The sequence below is a fragment of the Gordonia jacobaea genome, from assembly GCF_965344965.1.
GTDB lineage: Bacteria > Actinomycetota > Actinomycetes > Mycobacteriales > Mycobacteriaceae > Gordonia > Gordonia jacobaea.
The window spans coordinates 345,497-365,568 of sequence record NZ_CBDRLS010000005.1; the positions used below are offsets into that span (position 1 = coordinate 345,497).

General features: G+C 58.3%; 13 protein-coding genes and 2 pseudogenes. 10 read left to right on the top strand and 5 right to left on the bottom strand.

Going from position 1 to position 20,072, the window contains the following annotated elements; genetic code table 11:
* Positions 1–340: 340 nt before the first annotated feature.
* The gene (dnaB, locus tag ACRVY7_RS18480; RefSeq protein ID WP_039854383.1) at positions 341–2,575 is read left to right on the top strand and encodes a replicative DNA helicase; all 2,235 of its coding nucleotides are present in this window, start codon (positions 341–343) and stop codon (positions 2,573–2,575) included.
* A 578-nt stretch (positions 2,576–3,153) separates the two neighbouring features.
* Here dnaB and ACRVY7_RS18485 read toward each other — a convergent pair.
* A pseudogene (locus ACRVY7_RS18485) lies at positions 3,154–4,142 on the bottom strand (IS256 family transposase); the annotation flags it as partial.
* On the opposite strand from ACRVY7_RS18485, the pseudogene ACRVY7_RS18490 reads away from it, so the two are divergent.
* The 5 genes and pseudogenes from ACRVY7_RS18490 to ACRVY7_RS18510 form a co-directional block, all read left to right on the top strand.
* Positions 4,143–4,325: pseudogene (locus ACRVY7_RS18490) on the top strand (transposase); the annotation flags it as partial.
* A gap of 458 nt (positions 4,326–4,783) precedes the next feature.
* On the top strand, positions 4,784–5,827 hold the full coding sequence (locus ACRVY7_RS18495) for a trypsin-like peptidase domain-containing protein (protein ID WP_431818132.1): 1,044 nt from the start codon (positions 4,784–4,786) through the stop codon (positions 5,825–5,827).
* A gap of 1,285 nt (positions 5,828–7,112) precedes the next feature.
* Positions 7,113–8,462, top strand: coding sequence for an ATP-grasp domain-containing protein (locus tag ACRVY7_RS18500; protein WP_431818133.1), 1,350 nt, complete (start codon positions 7,113–7,115; stop codon positions 8,460–8,462).
* Between the two features lie 555 nt (positions 8,463–9,017).
* Positions 9,018–10,583, top strand: a complete 1,566-nt coding sequence (locus ACRVY7_RS18505; protein WP_431818134.1) for a hypothetical protein — start codon at positions 9,018–9,020, stop codon at positions 10,581–10,583.
* Between the two features lie 68 nt (positions 10,584–10,651).
* The gene (locus tag ACRVY7_RS18510; protein ID WP_431818255.1) at positions 10,652–13,222 is read left to right on the top strand and encodes an nSTAND1 domain-containing NTPase; all 2,571 of its coding nucleotides are present in this window, start codon (positions 10,652–10,654) and stop codon (positions 13,220–13,222) included.
* Positions 13,223–13,306: 84 nt separating this feature from the next.
* On the opposite strand, the gene ACRVY7_RS18515 is transcribed toward ACRVY7_RS18510, so the two are convergent.
* Both ACRVY7_RS18515 and ACRVY7_RS18520 read right to left on the bottom strand, forming a co-directional pair.
* On the bottom strand, positions 13,307–14,230 hold the full coding sequence (locus tag ACRVY7_RS18515; RefSeq protein ID WP_431818135.1) for an aspartate carbamoyltransferase: 924 nt from the start codon (positions 14,228–14,230) through the stop codon (positions 13,307–13,309).
* Positions 14,227–15,375 (bottom strand): radical SAM protein, encoded by a 1,149-nt coding sequence (locus tag ACRVY7_RS18520; RefSeq protein WP_431818136.1) that lies wholly within the window; start codon positions 15,373–15,375, stop codon positions 14,227–14,229. Before ACRVY7_RS18520 ends, ACRVY7_RS18515 begins: the two co-directional genes overlap by 4 nt.
* A 62-nt stretch (positions 15,376–15,437) precedes the next feature.
* On the opposite strand from ACRVY7_RS18520, the gene ACRVY7_RS18525 reads away from it, so the two are divergent.
* On the top strand, positions 15,438–16,103 hold the full coding sequence (locus ACRVY7_RS18525; RefSeq protein WP_431818137.1) for a nitroreductase family protein: 666 nt from the start codon (positions 15,438–15,440) through the stop codon (positions 16,101–16,103).
* Positions 16,104–16,145: 42 nt separating this feature from the next.
* On the opposite strand, the gene ACRVY7_RS18530 is transcribed toward ACRVY7_RS18525, so the two are convergent.
* A complete protein-coding gene (locus ACRVY7_RS18530; protein WP_431818138.1) occupies positions 16,146–16,913 on the bottom strand; it encodes a hypothetical protein in 768 nt (255 codons plus the stop codon).
* Positions 16,903–17,400, bottom strand: coding sequence for a PIG-L deacetylase family protein (locus ACRVY7_RS18535; protein WP_431818139.1), 498 nt, complete (start codon positions 17,398–17,400; stop codon positions 16,903–16,905). Before ACRVY7_RS18535 ends, ACRVY7_RS18530 begins: the two co-directional genes overlap by 11 nt.
* 11 nt (positions 17,401–17,411) lie before the next feature.
* Between ACRVY7_RS18535 and ACRVY7_RS18540 the strand changes: the two genes are divergently transcribed.
* The 3 genes from ACRVY7_RS18540 to ACRVY7_RS18550 all read left to right on the top strand — a co-directional run bounded on the left by ACRVY7_RS18540 (position 17,412) and on the right by ACRVY7_RS18550 (position 20,072).
* Positions 17,412–17,972, top strand: a complete 561-nt coding sequence (locus ACRVY7_RS18540) for a glycosyltransferase (protein ID WP_431818140.1) — start codon at positions 17,412–17,414, stop codon at positions 17,970–17,972.
* Positions 17,973–18,629: 657 nt separating this feature from the next.
* A complete protein-coding gene (locus ACRVY7_RS18545; protein WP_431818141.1) occupies positions 18,630–19,208 on the top strand; it encodes a TetR/AcrR family transcriptional regulator in 579 nt (192 codons plus the stop codon).
* Positions 19,209–19,328: 120 nt separating this feature from the next.
* Positions 19,329–20,072: an SDR family NAD(P)-dependent oxidoreductase gene (locus ACRVY7_RS18550; protein WP_431818142.1), complete on the top strand. Its 744-nt coding sequence runs from the start codon at positions 19,329–19,331 to the stop codon at positions 20,070–20,072.

A 20,072-nucleotide genomic window follows, 5' to 3' on the forward strand; every position in this document is an offset into this window, starting at 1 on the left:
AAGATCGAGTTACACACACATCTACTCCCCAACGTTCTCCACAGCGGCTGCACAACTGACGCGCGGTTGCGCGCGAGCCGTCCACAGGCCATCCACAAGTTCGTCCACAAGCGCGTTTGAGTGCGACGAGACGAACTCCTACTGTCTTCCATCAGTGCCCGATGGTGTTGCGCGTCGCGATGTACGGTCCGACCTGTCAGACCCCTCGGGTATGAACAAAGACGACTCAGCCAGTCAGGCTTCCGGGGGACGGCGGAGTCGTCAGCACACCGCCGTGTCGACGAGTTGACGGTTGGGGGGCCGTCCATCGTCAGGGTTCGATTTCGAAAGGTTGGCACACGTGGCAGTTGTCGATGATCGCGGCCACGGTGCGGCTCGGGATTCCGGACGACCAGACGAGCCAGACATGCCGGTCGAGGAGTATGGCCGTCAACCGCCGCAAGACATGGCGGCCGAGCAGTCCGTTCTCGGCGGCATGATGCTCTCGAAAGACGCGATCGCCGACGTCATCGAAAAGATCCGCACCAACGACTTCTACCGCCCGGCGCACCAGGCCGTCTACGAGGCGATCCTCGAGCTGTACGGCAAGGGCGAACCCGCCGACGCCGTGACGGTCGCCGCAGAGCTCGAGCGCGCGGGCGAGCTGCGTCGCATCGGAGGCGCACCCTATCTGCACACCCTCATCTCCACCGTGCCCACCGCGGCCAACGCCGGCTACTACGCCGAGATCGTCGCCGAGAAAGCCATTCTTCGACGCCTCGTCGAGGCAGGCACGCGCATCGTGCAGTTCGGCTACTCCGGTGCCGACGGTCAGGATGTCGCCGAGGTGGTCGACCGCGCGCAGGCCGAGGTGTACGAGGTCACCGAGCGGCGTACCGCCGAAGACTACGTGCCGCTCGAAGAGTTGCTGCAGCCGACGATGGACGAGATCGACTCCATCGCCTCCCGCGGTGGTATTTCACTCGGTGTGCCAACGGGTTTCGCCGACCTGGACAAGCTCACCAACGGACTTCACCCCGGGCAGATGATCATCGTGGCGGCCCGCCCGGGTGTCGGCAAAGCGCTCTCGCTCGACACTCCGCTACCGACTCCGACCGGATGGACCACGATGGGCACGGTGAGCGTCGGCGACGAGCTCATCGATCCGCACGGAAGGCCCACGCGCGTCGTTGCCGCGACCGAGGTCATGACGGAGCGGCCGTGCTTCGAGGTGGAGTTCAGCGACGGCAGCGTGCTCGTCGCCGACGAGCAGCACCAGTGGGTCGCTGAGGTCGACGATGAGCGACGCACCCTCACCACCGCCGATCTGCGGGTGCACGTCGGGTGCGCCATGGTCCGCAACACCGAGCCGCTCGAGTTGCCGCGCAAGAACTTCGCCTACGGTCCGTATACCGTTGCTGCACTTGCCGGAATGGCATTCGACGACCCCGAGATCGGCATCCGCATCGACGCCGAGGGCGACGTCGACGTCATGGCGCTGATGTCAGACCTCGGTGGTCGTATTCCGTATGAGTATCTGCGCGGGTCGATCGCACAGCGTCGAGCACTACTCGCCGGACTCCTCGACGCCCGCGCGAGCGTCGACGAGGACGGATGGATCATCGTTCCCGCCGCCACCCGACACATGACCGCCGTCATCGCCGACCTCGTCGCCGGACTCGGCTACACATACAAGAGGTCGGCCACCGGCTGGCTCCGTGTCGACACCGGCGACGACGACGTCTTCACCGTTTACCATAAAGCGTTGCGCCACAAGGAACTTCGCATGCAGTCGGGAGTTCGACGCGTCGTCGCCGTGCGCCCGGTCCGTAGCGTCCCGGTGCGGTGCGTGCAGGTCGACAACGACGAACACATGTACCTCGCCGGTGAGGCGATGGTGCCCACGCACAATTCGACGCTCGCCATGGACTTCATCCGGTCGTGCTCGATCGGCCATCAGATGACGGCCGCGATGTTCTCCTTGGAAATGAGCAAGGTCGAGATCGTGATGCGACTCCTCTCGGCCGAAGCCAAGATCAAGCTCGGCGACATGCGTGGCGGTTCGATGTCCGACGACGACTGGACGCGCCTCGCACGCCGCATGGGTGAGATCTCCGAGGCGCCGCTGTTCATCGACGACTCGCCGAACCTCACCATGATGGAGATCCGCGCCAAAGCTCGTCGCCTCAAGCAACGCCACGATCTGAAACTCGTTGTGGTGGACTACATGCAGCTGATGACGTCGGGCAAGAAGGTCGAGTCGCGTCAGCAGGAAGTCTCGGAGTTCAGCCGCCAATTGAAGCTGCTCGCAAAGGAACTCGAGGTTCCCGTGGTCGCGATCAGCCAGCTCAACCGTGGTCCAGAACAGCGCACCGACAAGAAGCCGCAGGTGTCGGACCTTCGTGAGTCGGGATCGCTCGAGCAGGACGCCGACATGGTTATCCTGCTCCACCGCCCCGACGCGTTTGAACGCGACGACCCGCGCGCAGGCGAGGCCGACATCATCGTCGGCAAACACCGCAATGGTCCCACCGCCACGATAACCGTTGCGCACCAACTACATTTGAGCCGCTTCGTCGACATGGCGCGGGGGTAGTTGGCCTTGTTGCTGCTGTCCGCGCGTGTTGAGACAAGTCGAGGCCGACTGGGCAGTGTTGAGACTGGCTAGTCTGGCAACGAGGGAATGTTGAGACTGCACTGCGTGAGTACGGGTGTGAGGCTATCACTTTGTCACGTGACGTTGTTGCTTTTGAGGTAGAACCTCGTGATCTGACGGCCAAAACCGATGCTGCCTTAAGTTTTTCGGATTCGTGTCGATGTGGCGCCAGTGAACTGCGAATCGACGGCGCAGAACATGCGTGTGCCTCTAACGAAACAGGAGAAAGTTCTCCGCGTTTCGATCCCGGTCCAGTTGCGTCGTGAGGATCTGATTGCTAGATCGGGATTCTGTTGGCGATCGCTCGGAGTCGGTCGATGTTGGCTTCGACGAGTTCACATAGTTTGATACCTAAAGGCCGATTGAGCGCGCGCTTCCATTGGCGCGGGTTCGTATGAACAGGTCGTCTTCCAGAGTGGTCTGAAGATATCTGCATTGCTTCTGATAGTGTCCCGTGGAGTGGTGGACTTCGGATCGGCATGGATTCACGCGTTGTGATCAACGAGTCATGTTGAACGTTAACCGATTTGGTGGGATTGGTCTAGTAGTGCGGCGGCGTGTTGCTTGGCGGCGACGACCTTCTGGAGTTCGATCATCGACACATCTGAGAGGTAGCGGCGGGTGACTTGCCACTCGTCGTGAGCCTCGATCACCACCGCGGTGGCCAACCGTAGGAAGGCCGCAGAGTTGGGGAAGATCTCCACGACATCAGCGCGGCGTTTGACTTCTTTGTTGAGCCGTTCGATCGGATTGTTCGACCAGATCTTCTGCCAGTGCGCTTTGGGGAACGCGGTGAACGTCAACACTTCGGTAATGGCCTCACGCATCATCGTGGTCACCTTCGGAAACGATGCTTCGAGGGTGTCGGCAACCTGATCCCACTGCGCCTCGATGTCGGCGGGTTCGGTGTGAGCCAAGATCGTCTTGACCGCCGCGGTCACCACCGGAGTCTGTTTCGACGAGACCACACCGCGCAGATTCCGCATGAAATGCACCCGGCACCGCTGCCACGTAGTATTCGTGAACTGTTGTGCCACAGCAGCTTTCAATCCGGCATGGGCGTCAGAGATCACCAACTGCACCCCGGAGAGGCCGCGGGCCTCCAACGAGGCGAAGAACTCGCGCCAGAACTGGAAGGACTCGGTGTCACCGACTATTCGGCGGCCGGTGTGTTCACCCGCAATCAGGTGAAGGCTGCGCCGGTGCTGTGGAGCAAGCAGGTGCTCACCCACCGGCAGGCTGCGCGCCGTCGTCCCCATCGCGGTGCCGAGCACTTCCCGGGAGCCGTCGATCGACACCCCGGTGGCCACTACCAGTGCCTGAGAGACCACGTGCGCTCCGACACGCACCTTGCAGAAGGGGTGGCATCAGCGAACGCGTACGGGAACTGCGTGTGGGCCAGTGAGCGTTCCCGGAATCGCTTGATCTCGGTATCGAGCTCACCACAGATCCTCGAGACCCCGTGCACGTAGGCCTCCATGATCACCGCGTGCAACAATTTGTCGAGGCCGAACCCACCGAGAAGATCGGCGCCGGCCGCTACGAGCGTGCCGCGCAACGCACGGTGCACCGCAACGGGCACCGCGCCAAGACGCTGTCGACCCCGGCCGGTGATGTCGAGGTCAAGATCCCCAAACTGCGCTCGGGATCGTTCTTCCCGGTCCTACTCGAACGTCGCCGCCGCATCGAGGCCAGGATATCCTCGACCTGGTACTCCGAGTTGCCAGAACGCCACCCCGGAGATCCACGAGTCGCGAGGCTGTTGCGACTTTTCGGCTATTGTTTGCTGGTACGACTGCGTGGCCAGCCGCAGAGTGACACCGGGCTGGTAGAAGAGAGATATGGGTGATCACTTGTGGTTAACGATCATTGGAGGAAGGAAGGGCGACACGTAATGGCGGGAGAGTACGCAGAGATACCTGAGGGCGGACAGCAAGAGTCTTTAGGGCCGGTCGATGAAAGCAATCGCACTCTCTATCTCATCGTTATCTCAATTCTTGGATCGGTGTTGATTATCGGCGTAATAGGATGGCTGGGGCTGGCAATGACCGACCGACCTATGCCAGAAGGGTTAGTTGGTGTCTTGGGAGTTGTGACAGGCGGCCTTGTTGGTCTAGTCACGTCAAACTATCGGAAGCATGATGGTGGATGACTCTCAACCTTAACTATCCGATAGACTGGCAGAGCAGAAAAGTCCAGGAAGCTCTGCGAATACTCGAAGTAATCTATCGACCGAGTGAGATCGAGCGAGTAATTCAGGAAGCTGGCATACCGCCCCATGAGATAGCATGGGATTCGCGCCCTGCGCTCACCTGGCGGTCCGTACTAGATCTGGCGTCAGCGCAAGGTAAGGTTCCGCTCCTCCTACGAAAAGTAGCGGATCAAGTCCCGGCGCTGTCTGTGCGAATTGGCGAACTGCTCGTCGACCAAGTGCTGGACGACCAGTCGGAAGACATTCCTCGCACTCAGCTGACCACTTGGAAGCATTTTAGTACCGATGGCAAGCAAGAAGCCATAGTCGTCGCAGGGCAGCCCTCATTTCTCGAGATATCTAGCCTGAGCTTGGGTCTGGATCGCGCGCGAAGTGTATGTCGATTGATTGCTACATATCAAACCGGGCGTGCCAGTGGTACTGGGTTCTTGATTGGAGACGACCTGATTCTAACATGTCTGCATGTTCTGTATGACAAGTCCGGTTGCCGGGCTCAGAAAGTCGAAGCCTGGTTCGATTACGAAACTGACGCTTCAGGAATGCCCAAATCTGTGTTCGTCGCGGAATGTGATCCAGATTCGATAGTGGGGGAACATGAGGATGATTGGGCAGTAGTCCGCACAGTTGATCCAATGGCTGAGCGGTATGGTTGTCTGAATCTTGCAGATGCACCGGCCCCTGAAGTTGACGACAGGGTATTCATAATTCAGCACCCGTATGGCCAAACTAAGAAAGTTGCTTTCAACCATAATCTTGTGCGCTATACCTCTGAGCGTTACTTCCAGTACTGGACTGATACTGACAAAGGATCCTCGGGCTCCCCTGTATTCAATGAATCGTGGCAAGTCATAGGACTGCACCATTATTCAGTCAGGGCTCCAGACGCAGATCGAGTTAATATAAGAAACCAGGGTCGTTCCATCAAGTTCATCGTCGAGCGTCTGCGAACCAAGGGTATTCCCGCGGGCGGCAAGTTGTGACAAGTTGGAATCTAGCTGCGTGGGATGATGACAAATGCGGGGAATTGCGTGACACACTTGCACGTTCCTATCAGCGCGCACGCGATATACAGCCAGCGCTCGACGACGCCGGCGTAATGATCGGCATCGCGCCGGCTGAGAAGATAGGCACCTACTGGCACGAGATTCTCACAGAGCTGCATCGAGACGATCGGGAAGGATTGGCGAGACTGCTAGATGTGCTGACGAAGGGCAAGCCCACCCTCAGGTCGAACATAAGCAATATTCTGGGCGACAGTACAGACGTACCGACCAGCACAGGCTCTGGCGAAGCTGATATTCGCAGTGATAATACCGCGCAGGCGTCACATAGCGGCGATACACCGGGACAGATCCCAGATGCTCGTGAACATGGGGTCGGGGAAGGAAGTCAGACGGGCAGCGTTCGACTATGCGTTAGAACGTCGGGCGCGGTTGATCTGGTGCCCGTAGTGGGATTGGCGGGAATCGACCTTGTGGCGGCTGAACAGGCAGACGACATGACCCAGGCCGCGTGCTCTGTTGATGGTCGGCTTCTCGCCACGAGTGACGGATCAATCGTCAGATTCGCGGACGCGGTTAGATCATCGGGAAGTGTCATGATGTGGCCTTTTCCTGTTGCCGGAGACCTACCATCAGCGGGACGACTTGTTGCCGTCGGTAGTGCAGGGAGGCATGGAGCTCTTTTCGTCTGGACTTCGGCTGAAGGTACGTGGCTTTGCCATGTCACCAGGCCCACCGTGCAGCTTTCGATTATCCGAAGGCTATCGGAACAACAATCGAGGTTTGCAGTTCTTCGAGGAACCCGAGTATTGCTGGCGTCGCTGAATCCGCGAGACGGGCGGACAGTGTGCGACGCATTTCCTGGACTCGATGTGTCAGGTTTAGCGGGGGGGTGCACAGGCGGGCGACTGCTGGCTCTCGCAGTTGGCATGGGTCCCAATGGCCGTCAGATGTGTGTCGAGGTTGACGGAGACAGTTCGACGAGAATCTGGGAGTCTGTTGACGACTCTCTGGAATGTAGGATAGTGATTCCATTCGCTAAGTCGGCTGTTCCAACCTTTGAAGGACTACAGTGGGAGCGAGTGCCTCCTCGCACCCGGCGTCCGCTACTAGGGCAAGCATACAGTGCATGGACGTCTTGATGATTAATCAACAGAGGCCCAAGGATGTCGGCAGCCTCGATCGTCGGGTTGCCGCCCCCCAGAGCACTGCGAATCGGTCTTAGAGTTCCGAAAAACTCCGCACTCTTGAAAGGACAATGCAGGTGGTCGAGCGTGCAGTCTTGCTTGCTGAGGTCGAGCGTCGGCTGGGCCCTCGGCGACTAGTATGGGCTGGGCTTCGAGGAGACGATACCGAGCCTCTAGCTGATTTGCCACAGCTTGCCGCTTCGTTCGCGATAGCTGGCGCGTATGCGATGCGAGGTCGACTGCAAACGGTTGCCTATGAGGACTTGACGGGTGTCCGAGTCGACCCTGAGATATGGGACATTGATGATCATCTCAGAGATGAACCAACCCTGGAATTTCGGCACGAACTTTTGCGAGCCTTGAACGGAAGCATCGCATTGTTGCCATATCGGCCTTCGCAGTTTTTGTCTGCCGCGTTCTTTGCGCGGCGGGGGGAATCGTCTATCAATCTTGGTATATCTGGAGCACAACAGGCAGCGTTTGAGCACAAGCCATGGGTTGAGGTTGGAATCAAGAAACTCGACATTCCGCAGATACCTTGGGTGTACATTGCCGATCAGGATCAACTCAAAGCCCGACAACTGGCCGGCGCCGACGGGAAATCAATTGTCTTGCGTAAGAGTCGTACGTCGGGCGGTGAGGGATTCACGCACCTAGCTACATTCGATGATCTTGTAGGCGCTTGGCCGACCGTCAACGAAGCCTTCGTGAGCGTCGCTCCGTTCATTGATGGAGCCCTGCCGGTCAACGTTGGTGCGACGGTCTGGAAGGACGGTGTGACCGTTCACCATCCATCGGTGCAGTTGATCGGTATCGATTCATGCGTCACTCGTGAATTCGGCTACTGTGGGAATGATTTCGGCGCGGCATCCAGTTTGTCGCCCGGCGCTGTGGATCAGATCGAAGTCTCAACTACCCGAATTGGCAGCTGGCTCCGCGACCATGGATACCGCGGGAGCTTCGGTGTCGACTACCTTGTGAAGGACTCGGTACCTCTCTTCACCGAGGTAAACCCCAGGTTCCAAGGATCAACGCACGCCTCGTGCAGGTTATCCATCGAAGCTGGCGAGGCATGCCTGATGCTCGAGCACGTTGCTGCTTGGCTCGACATATCCTGCCCAAAGGACTGCGCTTCTCTGCGCACTCGAGTTCGGGAAACTCCGGATCTCGTGAACTTAGTAGTCCATTGGACCGGCGAGACTCGCTCACAGACCGATGCCTTGGCACTGGTCGACCACCTGAGTGTGATTGAGCGGTCGACGCGTGCAGACCTAGTGACTCCTGATGGGGTGCTCAATGATTGTGGCTCAGCAGTTGTTCGATTGATGATGCGCAGGCGTGTAACGGAGACGGGTTATGACTTGGACCCTTCTCTGGAGGCGATTATTGGTCAATGGCGGGTGGCTCAAGAAGGTCCGAAAGGGTAGTCTACAGTGGGTTTCAGGGTCGTAAGAACGAAAGAGGCTGTCTACTTTGACAGTTGGGCGAAGTATCTCGCGGATCGCGGAGATCCGGGAGAGAAATCTCTTTGCCTGATTCTAGGCGCGTTGTACGAGTCGTTGATGAAATCCGAAGTGGACGTGGCTGAGAGCCGGCTAAAGAACGAGCAGTTGAATCCGGCTTCTCCCGACTCTCCCGCCCGAAAGTTGCGCCTAAAGCAGCTTCAGTATCAGGCGACTAGCGCGAAGATCCGAGGCGGATTCCCCTGGGTCACACCAATGATTGGCAGTGGCTGTCTCGCACTTGGAGATGGCGATGAGACGACGCGGAGTATCGCGCAGGGGCCAGCTGCGGTAGCTGCCCACTTCGGGCCACAGGAGCTGCTCCCAGACGGTACGCCACTTAGCTCAGCGGTATTTGAGTTCGCTAAGCAGCTTACGCGAGCCCATATTCCCGAAGTAGAGAATTTTCCCCGCTCTGCGCAGGCTACACGGGACGTGTCTGGGCGGAGGGCAGCAGGTGCGGTTTCATGTGCCTACCTGATGACGAGACTGTACTATAGCGTCGGATCGATTAATGAGTGTCCGATAAACAGCTTCGGGGACTCATTACTAATTAGTCGTTCCGACCCACTTTCTATTGAAATCCATGAGGTGCTCCTCGAACCGCTCAGCCGCGCGATTGCAAAATTGCACGAAAGTATATCTAACGACGATGACTTGACATTCGTTGCTCGTTTTCTCGATTTAGTGAGCATCGACCTTTTTGCTGCCGATGACAAAACCCGGAAGATACGAGCGGCAGACGCCGCCCTTATGTCGGAGATCGCGTGGCACTTTATGACGCATAAAACTGGTCAGTATGCAGGATGGAACGAGCTGCTTCTTCACCTGAGCTTTAAATTCGAAGTCGCGGAACGCGATCATCATTGGCCATTTATTACCAATCTGGGGGGCGCCCGAAACTGGCTTAAGAAGAGTCTTAAGTCTGCTAGTGATAAGTCCTGGGAGACACGATCTAGGCGTGTTGGCGAGGGTTCTAGGAGCGAGCGCGACCGGTTCTACGATGCGATCGCGGAAATTCTGATTGCTCAGTCTGGTTTGGAAGAACGGCGACAGGCGGCTGCGGTAGAAGGGGCTGAACGGGGTGGAGACGATAGGAGCAATAGTGGCCAAGCAGCAGCGCTATACCACGGACAGAGAGACCGTGGGCTTCATGTCGCGACATATCCCCCGGCCGTAGGATACGTCACATCTTTTGACTTAGAATTGGAGATGGCGCTTCTGGAAAAGCGTAGTCCCTTCGTTATTGTCCTCCCATTTCAAGTTCGGAAATCAGATGGTGACACAGCGACATTTGTATGGCTGTACTCCATTGTCACACCTGCTCACGGAGATGCAAGTATGGAGCCTCTTCTGAAGCCTGACAACTGGGCGCTAGTTGATCAAGATCTAGATGTCGAAAAGCTTGGTATGCCGATCGTAGTACGACTAGCTGGCGCACCATTGCTGGATGGGCCCCCAGCTGATAGTTACAGGAATGACCAGAAGGTAGCTCTGGGTGACTCCATTCGCGACAGACTTGGACTGTCAAACTACCGGTACGACGACGATCTGGACTTGGGTCTAGTTGGAGATCAGATAGTACTCGAGAGCACTGTTCTACTGGATGAGAATACCTCGCTCCACCAGTGGACTGCAGACTTGGCTTCTAGGCGTGACCATGGAAAGATTTACCACCTCGGGTTACCCGATTCTCTTCTGAAGGCGATGCGAAACACGGATGCGCGCTTTTGGCTACTTGTTGGTGTGCAGCTGGCAGACGAGGGAGTGAGGCATCGTGCGGCATCAATTGTCGGCGCTTCGGCATTAAGGGATGGAATATCGCGCGAGCATCGCAGCGAGGCTCTCAAACGAAATGGACTTGTGGTCAATACGCGTTCGTTACCGCGAGAACGGGAGATATTTCATTGGCTAGGGTTGGACGCGGTGCGAGCTCGCTACCAAGAGATTGTTGATTCCCTGAACCACTACGCGCTTCACCTGGCGGCACCAGAGAGCCGGCGCGATCCGAAAAGCGTTTGTCTCTTGGCGGAGGCAGCGAAATGAGTGTTGTCGTGCGATGGCGTGAGAGGGTTGAGGCCTCCCTTTCTTCTCCTTGGCCTGGACCTCGCCCTATGCGGGGAGTCCGCGATCACATAGATTCTCTAGTTGGCAGGAAGGCGGATGCACGAAAGTTCTCCCGGCTCGTATTCAACACTGATGTCGTTGTACTTACCGGAGCAACTGGTGACGGAAAGACTTCACTTCTGGAGATTGATTTGGAGCCTGCGCTTCGAGACTCTGGCTATGTAGTCCTCCTTTGCGATGACTGGAATCAGGGAAGTGGTGTTTCTAGTGCAGAGGATCTAATATCTCGGCAATTGAACGATGACTTACCACCAGGTATTGATTTGCGTCCGGGCGGTGCGAGTCTGACCGACCAGTTAGATGCATATTACCCGGACGAGTGTGTGATTATTCTGGATCAGTTCGAGGAGCTTATCCGCTATCAATGGCCGCTTTATCAGCGCATCCTACGCTGGATTGAGCGTACTGCTGCGGATACGCGCATTCGTATCGTCATCTCACTTAGAATTGAATACGAGCATCAGCTCAACGGTGCGGCCGGCCTTCATTTGGGGCCCTTTCAGCAGGCTCGGTATGTTCTGGACCCTCTGGTTAGTCGAGAAGACATTGACGCTATTATTGAGAGCGGCAATCGTCCAGGTTCGGCGCCAGCGATTTCTTCCGAAGCCAAGGACGCGCTGGTAAAAGCATGGCAAGGTGAACGCAAGGAGTCCGATTCATCAGACTTCGGTCTCCTTCATCTTCAAGCAGCTTTGCATGCTTTGTGGATGAGTAAAGACGGCATGCTAATCGAATTGGCGGATGTCGATAACCTGAGAGAGTCGCCAGTCCGCGCGGGCAGCCTAGGGCCGGTCTACCGGCGGGCTGTCACGACCTCCGTAAAGCTCTCGCTAGAGGCGTGTCGGCGGGCATGCGAACCTGACAGCCCTAACGGGTGGATGGGAATTGACAGCACCCTGACTGTAAGGGCCGAGCACTATGTGCGTGCGATGAGCATGCACCTTTCGAGCGGCGGTTTCAAGGTTGCGCATTCTCGGACTGAACTCGCGCAACTGGTGCTGCAGCGAGAGATAGGCGCTCAACTCGAACGGGAAGTGTCTCCAGCAAGTGTTGCGGCACGCATAACTCTTGCGGACGCCGTCGATTCGTCGGCCCCGCGTCGAGAACTGAGGAAATCAAACCGAAGAAAGGGCGGGCTCGAACTGTCCGGTTCGGAGTCTGCCACGCCCATCGATTGGCTTCAGGCTTCTGCTTCCAGTTTGTTGGGCGCACGCAGCGACCCGATGTCCGCGAGCTGGGAGGCGACTGATCTTACAGCGGGCGTGCTAATGGGGCGCTCGGCTGACGTCTGTCTGGTCGAGGAGTATCGGTCGTTTTTCTTTGGCGTGGAGTGGCTTCGAACGTGTGAACTAGTACGAGTTTCCACACCCGATGAAACGAGATCTATGGTGAGTCTTGTCCATGACCTCTTCGGTGACGGGTTGACGGCGTGGGCTCACCCTCACCAGCTTCGTTCACAATCAGACTTTCGTACTTCATCATTCATCAGTTTGATTCGACCAGAGGTAGCGATCAATCAGTACTCAGCGCTGCGCGGCGAGAGGCTGAACTGGCATGATGCGGAGGGTGCCAGCTTTGCGAGCGAGGTTGAAACCGTTATCAGCGGGCGGATGCATATGAACCTCCGGTGGCTCCTGTGCGTTGTCACCGCCGAGTTCCGAAACACGGTGTTTATCAACTGCGATTTCCGTGGTAGCACTTTCCGTAGGTGCAGGTTTGAAGGTGTTCAGTTCATCAATTGCACTCTGGACGATGTGGAGTTTCTGGGATGCGAGATAGTAGGTTCGCTAATAGAGGCTCCGTCTTCCGAAGAGTTGAAAACGTCCAAGTTCGCGGATTTAAAGAGCAAGATGAAGAGACAGCCTTCCTTCTTTGTGGACGGCGCAGATTCGAGCTCGTTTGCATCGCTGTGCTGGCACAACGAGCCGAGAATTGATCCTTCACGCGAGATGTCAGTCTATTCAATGACGGCAGGTGTTCCTGCAAAGCCCGTTCAAGCGCAATGGGATTCGCGGGCGATCCTCTTTGAACGTCAGCGCGGTTCCTTGATGATGCTTGGTGGCAGATTGAGCTCGCTCAAGGTTCGCGATTGCACTTTCCTCGAGGGAGGCACGCTGTCACTACGCCATGTTGCTGGAACATCGGTGGAGATGTCGGAGCAGAAGGCGGTCAAACTGGAACTATTTGATGCCGCTATTCGTGGGTTAACCATCACGCGACCTATCGACGATGAAAGTGATTCGACTCAAGGGGCGTTTAGAATCACTGCTATCGATTCACACATTATTAATACATGGTTTGGAGTTGGTATCAGTGGATCAGCCGATTTCGACGACTGTGTTGTTTGGCAGCTATTCAATGCGTCCGATCGTGATAGTTTCGTTGTCAACCTGCCCTCGGGGTGGGCGCATGGCTTGATCAATGTCGCTACCCCGGTAAGGGCTAAGAGTGTCTCGTGGGGAGCGGACTCGCTCGGTGATTCGCTACAAAAAGTAGTGGATACAAGTAGGAAAGTTGATTATCGAAGTCGCCCTGCCCGCTTCGAGGTTGAGGGCTGACTTTATCGGCTGTGGGCCTACAAAATAGTTGGACGACTCGAGGCCGGTGTCCGGTGCTTTGTCTGTTCGAGTGCTAGTTCCGAGCTAGTCTGTTGTTTGATCGGGTGACGCAGTTCCGCGTTGCGACCACGGCGTCGGATGCAAATCGAGTAGCATTTCTAGTATCGCGAGTCGGACGTATAGCCCATCGTCGCTCTGATCAAATGCGCGAACACGGGGGTGGCGGGATGTTGTGCGGTCCATCTCATCGATCAGGGGAAGCGGAGAGTAGACCCTTGCGTGTGAAGGCAACGTGTCTAGCTGGGCGACTGTAACTCTCAATCGTGTGCGTTCTTCCTCGTGAATCGCGCCATGCGGGATTCCGACGACGTAGAGTGCGTCAACGTCGGAAATCTCATCGAGGGATCTGTAATCAATCAACTCAGTCAGCTCGGACGGGCAGTCGAAACCTTCACGGAGTTTTGGATCTGTGATCAATACGAGTCGATTAGGTCGACGTCCGGCGAGCAGGCGTAGGAGGCTACGCGCAGCGCGCATGCGAAGGTCGCCGCATATCGCGATTGTTTGTTGGCTGATAGGTACTGGAAGCTGACTTAGCGCGAATAGATCGATCAGGGCCTGTGACGGATGTTCGGCGGCCGGCCCTCCGTCACCGCCATTCAGCACGGGGACCTTGACCCCGTCAGGCACCACCAGTGGTTGATCCACTCGAGCGACGATGACATCCGCATAACCCGAGAGCGTGCGTATGGTGTCCTCAACTGACTCTGGCATTGATACGGCGCTGGCTCGCAGGCCGAGCACTTCGATCGGGGTCGCACCAAGCCGAATCGCCGCGGCGGCGAAGCCTGTACGGGTCCTGAGCGATGGCTCAAGAAATGCGAGTCCGACGATGGTCCGCTGCGTGATTGCGAGAGGTGCCTCGCCGGACTTGACTCGCGCAGCACGGTCGAGGATTTGATCAATTTGGTCCGCTCGGAAGTCCGTAACGCAACGGTAGAGGGTCACCCTCTCGCTCCCAGCATGACCGGTCGGTCATGAGGGTAACTGATGTGCCCATCCACGCCAGTCGCGAAGTTCAGCGTGTTGTGACTACACGGCGGACAGTCCGGCCCGAGGAACACTCCGAATTCGGAGACGATCTCGCTTGCACGTTCAAACGTCTCTCGCATGAACTCGGCGGACGGTGGCTTCTCGTTCTTCAGCGGTGTGGACATGTCAGGTCGGAACGGGCTGAGGACCGGAGTGCCGCCGCGCTCGGCAATTGCGCGGACCCCCGCCAGTGTGTCCTCAATGCTCTCCAATCCGACCATCAGCATCGATCGCGCGCGGCCGGGACCAAGTTCGTCGGTTGCAGATTCAATGAAGTCCAGATAGAAGTCCAGCCCCTGATTGAACTTGTTTCGCATGTACTCCCGGGCTCTGTCCCGGTTGAACAACTCGATGTTGATCGACACCTCGTGCAGACCAAGCGAGGCGAGTCGCGGGAGGTCGAACAGCCCCGGCAGCGGCACCATCATCAAGTCCACTTGGGTGCCAGGGAACGCCTCTAAGACTGTCGCGTACAACTCTTGCATCCAGGGGATGTCTTTGGGCTTCGGCGTTCCCCCAGAGATCAGCATGTGTCGTGCCGGCTGCAAGGGATCGTCCAATGCGACCTTGGCTGCCGAAACAATGGCATCCACCGGTTTGAGGGTGTAGACGGAAATCGGGTCGTCGTACGGGATGTTGCAGAACGTGCATGTCATCGAGCAGCTGCGCACCGGCGAGAGGCGCGCTCGGTCTCCGTGCGTGACCACGTAGTGGTTGAGCGGTCCGATGTTGAGCGTCGATCCGTGATACTCGGGTTGCGGCCAGAAGCTTGCCCTGCTCGCTAAGCCCGCGCCCTCGACAGCGAACCCGCCGTCGAAGTCCAGCACGTATGGTGTCCTTGACACGAAGTTCGGGTTGTAGAGCTCTATCGGAGCATTTACCCAGACATCGTCGTCCAAGTTGAGAATGACACCAGACGTCGAGGCGTAGTCGTGGGGGCTCAAGGAGCGATTTTGGTTCAGGTCCGCGAGTGCTGCGACGGCATCGTCGGACAGAACTACGCCCTTGTCCATGAGCTCGAACTTCAGAAGCTGAGCTTCCGTAAGATTCTGGGACGCCACTTCTCGCCTTCGCCTAACACCTAGCACTGCTGCGGGAGCCTTCGGATCGTATCGTACCTACGATGACCGAGACCGACGCGATCCTGACTGCGCTGATGAACCGACGGAGCATTAGGTACGGATTTGAGGACCGTTCCGTTGGCCGCGACATCATCGAACGTGTTATCGCCTGTGGACTTGCCGCGCCCTCGTCCAAGAATGCGCAGCCCTGGCGCTTCCATGTTGTGACTGAGCGCGCGACACTGGACATTCTGGCAGATGTGGTGGCGGGCGCCTCTGACGTCGACAGCTACGTGCCGCACGATCCGCGAACAGGCGAGCCGTACCCGCATTACAAGTCGACCGTCATCGAATCAGCCCAGGTCCTGCGCGACGTACCGGCGACCATCTGGATAGAGAATCTCGGAGCGTTCAGCGCCGGGCGTCGTACGTTGCTCGCAGCCCAGCAGCAGGCGCTCGCGGGCGCTTTGGCCGGCTACGGTCTCGAACTGATGGGGATCGGTGCTGCGATCGAGAACATGTGGATTGCGGGCAACGCTCTTGGGCTGGCAGTTTCGTTCCTAGGCGATGTTGTGATTGCCGAATCAGAGATCGCTGCGGTACTCGGACTGCAGAACGATCTGGTGGGAGTGATGGCCTTTGGATATAGTTCGGCCTCGCCGCGGCCACCCATGGATGTCCGATCGTTCTCGGACTCGCCTCGCGTCTCTTGGCACGGGATAGCCTGACCAGATTCCCGGAGACGTGGCGTCTGATCACCGTTCGGGAGTTCAGACTATTGCGTAGGGAAGAAGGTGGCGGCTCCGCTTCCTCATCTCGGAGGCATTGAAAGATGCTGTGTCGGCTAGGTCCAGACAATTGAGTTCGTGGGCCTGGGTTCTCAGGGTCAAAGTTTTGGCCGAGTAAGAATCCACGCTGCAGCCTTCGTCGACGTGCTGCAGGTATTCAGTAGCGGTGAGCCAGAGCTCGCATTTCAACCGACCCCGCGGACTTTCGGCGATGGCCAGTGCACGCAGGAAGCTATCGCGTGCGTCTGGCAGTCGATCCGCGACCAAGAGCAGAAATCCGCGGTTCTCATGCATGAAGCGCGCAACAAGGTCTGGGCTTGGGGAGCCTGGGCCCAACTTGATGGTGGTTCCAGGTTGACTGGTGAAGTGAGATAGTTCGTCGAGAATCGCCAGCGCCTCAGCACTGGGTCGAACTCTGTCGAGGTGCCGTCCAGCCGAATAATCGTCATTGACGCGAGCGAGAACGCTCAACGCCTCGCTCAATAGAAGCGCTCCCACACCTTCCTGCCAGCCGATGGCGACGTATCGGGACATTGCTCGTGCCTTCCAGACCGGCACGGTCGGCAAGTTCAGTTTCACGGCCAGCAGCATCGCCAATCGGCACGCTTCGGCATCTTCTGCGGTGGCACTTCGTTGGCGAATTGTGTCCCACTCAACTGACACAATTTCTAAGACCTGCCTGATCGTTTCATCCTCGGTTGCAGTGCGAAACCGTTCTGCGACAATCGCATACAACTGTTCAGGCCTCAAAACTAACCTCCGGATTGCGGTCATAAGTCGCCAGGTCGACCAGGGAGTTCAAGTATACGGGCGCACTGCCACGGAAGGTCCGCGTGCGACGATTCATCCGATTGACCGCTTGCGGAGACTCGTTGAAGCACTCGATAATCGCATCGATGAGTACCTGTGTCAGTGCCCATGGTGTCTCGGCTGGATACGAAAGCCACGGCGACCACGACCCGGAGTTGTCGGATTGCGGCGTTGCACCCAATACGGCCATGGCCTCGGAGTCCTCGGATCGCCGACTTCTGTACGAGTCGATACCCCAAAGTCCGAGTTGCCTTCTCAACAGAGCATTCTCGGCATCGGTTGATTGATCCGAACCACCAAATATGGTGAGCACGGTTACCCGATCTCCCTGCGCTGTCCACCGTGCGATCGAACCACCCAACGAGAGTGCAGCATCGTCGAGATGCGGCGAAAGTACAAGATGACGTGTCAACGACTCTGACTTCATGCGCGGGAGCGATGCGCGTGATCGATATCGCCCGCAAAATGGCAGTCCCGACGCTAGCTTGGGTACAGGATTCGGGCGAATATGGCGCCGAGACACACAACGCGGGCGCTGATCGAACAATCTACGCCTCGGAGTACCTACGCCAATACTTCCGATCGTCGGCGCCTGTTAGGAATGTGGTGCATCCGTCCTTCGAGGCTCCTGACACGCCATTGGCTGCCTTACCCGCCGTTCCAACTGTCCTGATGGTCAACCCGATTCAGGAGAAGGGTTCTGCCCTCTTCTTGCAACTCGCTGAGATGATGCCCGAAGTTCGGTTCTTGGGTCTGACGGGCTGGCGTCGACCAGAATGGGTCAACCAGCCGCACCCCGGCAACGTCATCTGCCTTCCGCGGATGGAGTCACCCGCATCGGCCTACGCTGAAGCATCTGTCGTCATCGTTCCATCGGTAGTCGCGGAAGGATTCGGGCGCGTGCCAGTCGAGGCCGCGCTACATCGACGACCTGCGTTCTGCCACCGCATCTGTGCACTGTCGGAGTCGAGTGGAGAAGACCGGAACCTGCTGGGCTGACTAGATCCAGCTATCTGGGAGAAGTCAGTCCGTGACGAGCTGAATCGTCCGAACCTGGCTACGCTCCGTAGTGCGATGACCCACGCGAATCAATTCGTCAGGCCGATCCTGCCCGAGCTGATCGAGGTGATGGGGTGAAATGCTTAGGCGTGTGACCGTCGCTTGATCGCAAGTGGTGTCGTGTCAGTCAGGATCAGCGGCTGCAGAGCTAGATTCGGAACCCACGTGCCTTGGCGTTGCATGAAGCGGATGGCATGTCCCTGCGAATCGGTTGGTGCTTATGTTGCCGATGTGGCTGCGACCTGACGTTTATAGCCAGTGCGTACATCGCGGGTCGCTTTGAGGTCTTGTTGGAACTCCCCGCGGATGGTGTCGGCGGCGGTGACTACTGCGGGCCTGGCCGGTCTGGATGTGGATGGTGCGTCAGGACTTTCGCGGACAGTGTCCCGCAAGTTCGAGGTAATCCTAACCTGCTGAGTCTCAACATCGGCCGGAACTCGAGTCTCAACACGGCTGTCGCCCCAGCGCACCAGTCTCAACTACTGGCGACAGCGGCAGTCGGTGCTGCTGCGCCCGCTCGACCCCGCGCCGAAACCTCTATGCTTTACCCGTAGCGGACGCACGATCCGCATCACTAACCGGATAGGCTAACCACGAATGAACGCAGCGAGGCCCCCTTCGGCTGCGCAGGCCTCTTCTCGCCGCGCCGACGCCGAGCGAAACCGCGACAAGATCCTCGCCGCTGCCCGCTCGGCGTTCGAGGAATCCGGCAGCGACGTGTCCATGGCCGAGATCTCCCGCCGCGCAGGCGTGGGCATGGCGACCGTCTACCGCAACTTCGCCGACCGCCGCGCTCTGCTCGATGCGCTCTACCAGGGCGAGGTCCAGGTCATCTGCGACGCAGGCGAGGACGCGCAGGGCGACACGCCTGCCGCAAGGCTCGAGTACTGGCTGCGGAGTTTCATGACGTTCGCGCTGAATAAGCGCCCATTCGCCGCGGACCTGCTGGCCCATGTCGACGGCGACGAGACGATGTTCGACACCAGCCGAGCGCGAGTGGTCGCTTCCGGCCGACCACTGCTCATCGCTGCGCAGCACGCGCAGGAAGTCCGCGGCGACCTGTCACTGGAACAGATTCTCGATTCCGTTGTCGCCATCGCGGCCATTCCCGGAGACGCGCGCTACCGTCGGCCGATTCTCGCGACCTTCCTGGACGGCCTTCGCATCCCGACGTAGCTCCGGGGTGCAATCAAACCTTGTCAACCGGATAGGCTATCCGCTACTTTAAGTGGAGTACCGCTCCGGTTAGTAAGTGCCTGGAAGCGGCGCCGTGAACGTCGAACTCAGGGAGAACCGATGAGTGACAAGCAGATCGCAGTGGTAACCGGCGCAAACAAGGGGATCGGCCGGGAGATCGCCAAGCAGCTCGCCGAACTGGGCGACGCGGTGGTGGTCGGGGCGCGCAACCAGGAAGCCGGGGAGCAGGTCGTCGCGGAAATCCGCGCTAGTGGCGGCGAGGCGGTCGCCGTCGCTCTCGACGTCACCGATTCCGCGTCGGCTGCGGCCGCTGCGAAAACGGTGGAGAGCCTGTTCGGGCGGGTCGACGCACTGGTCAACAATGCCGGTATCAGCCACCGGCCGGGTTCGGACTTCTCCGGTCAGCTGCCTCGCTCGGCCAACGTCGATGACATCCGATTCGTGTTCGAGACCAACGTATTCGGCGTCATCAACGTGACGAGTGCCTTCCTGCCGCTGCTGCGGAAGTCGAAGGCCGCGCGCATCGTCTACGTGTCCAGCAGTGCGGGGTCGTTCACGATGATGACGGATCCGCAGACCTTCGAGTCGGCCCCGGTCGCACTGGGTTACGTCCCGTCCAAGACGGCGCTGACCGCGATCACCCTGCAGTACGCGAGGGATCTTGCCGCTGACAACATCCTCGTCAACGCGGTGTGCCCCGGCTTCGTCGCCACCGACCTCAACGGACACAGGGGAGTCCTGACTCCCGCTGAAGGCGCCGTCTCCGCCGTGCGTATGGCGTCGATAACGGCGGACGGACCCACCGGTACGTTCACCGATGTCAACGGTCCGGTGGCGTGGTAG

What these genes read in the sequence shown, in the direction of transcription:
- ACRVY7_RS18495 (WP_431818132.1), top strand. Translation starts at nt 4,784, where the DNA reads ATGACTCTCAACCTTAACTATCCGATAGACTGGCAGAGCAGAAAAGTC.
- ACRVY7_RS18505 (WP_431818134.1), top strand. Translation starts at nt 9,018, where the DNA reads ATGACGAGACTGTACTATAGCGTCGGATCGATTAATGAGTGTCCGATA.
- ACRVY7_RS18510 (WP_431818255.1), top strand. Translation starts at nt 10,652, where the DNA reads ATGCGGGGAGTCCGCGATCACATAGATTCTCTAGTTGGCAGGAAGGCG.
- ACRVY7_RS18525 (WP_431818137.1), top strand. Translation starts at nt 15,438, where the DNA reads ATGACCGAGACCGACGCGATCCTGACTGCGCTGATGAACCGACGGAGC.
- ACRVY7_RS18535 (WP_431818139.1), bottom strand. Translation starts at nt 17,400, where the DNA reads ATGAAGTCAGAGTCGTTGACACGTCATCTTGTACTTTCGCCGCATCTC.
- ACRVY7_RS18540 (WP_431818140.1), top strand. Translation starts at nt 17,412, where the DNA reads ATGCGCGTGATCGATATCGCCCGCAAAATGGCAGTCCCGACGCTAGCT.
- ACRVY7_RS18545 (WP_431818141.1), top strand. Translation starts at nt 18,630, where the DNA reads ATGAACGCAGCGAGGCCCCCTTCGGCTGCGCAGGCCTCTTCTCGCCGC.
- ACRVY7_RS18550 (WP_431818142.1), top strand. Translation starts at nt 19,329, where the DNA reads ATGAGTGACAAGCAGATCGCAGTGGTAACCGGCGCAAACAAGGGGATC.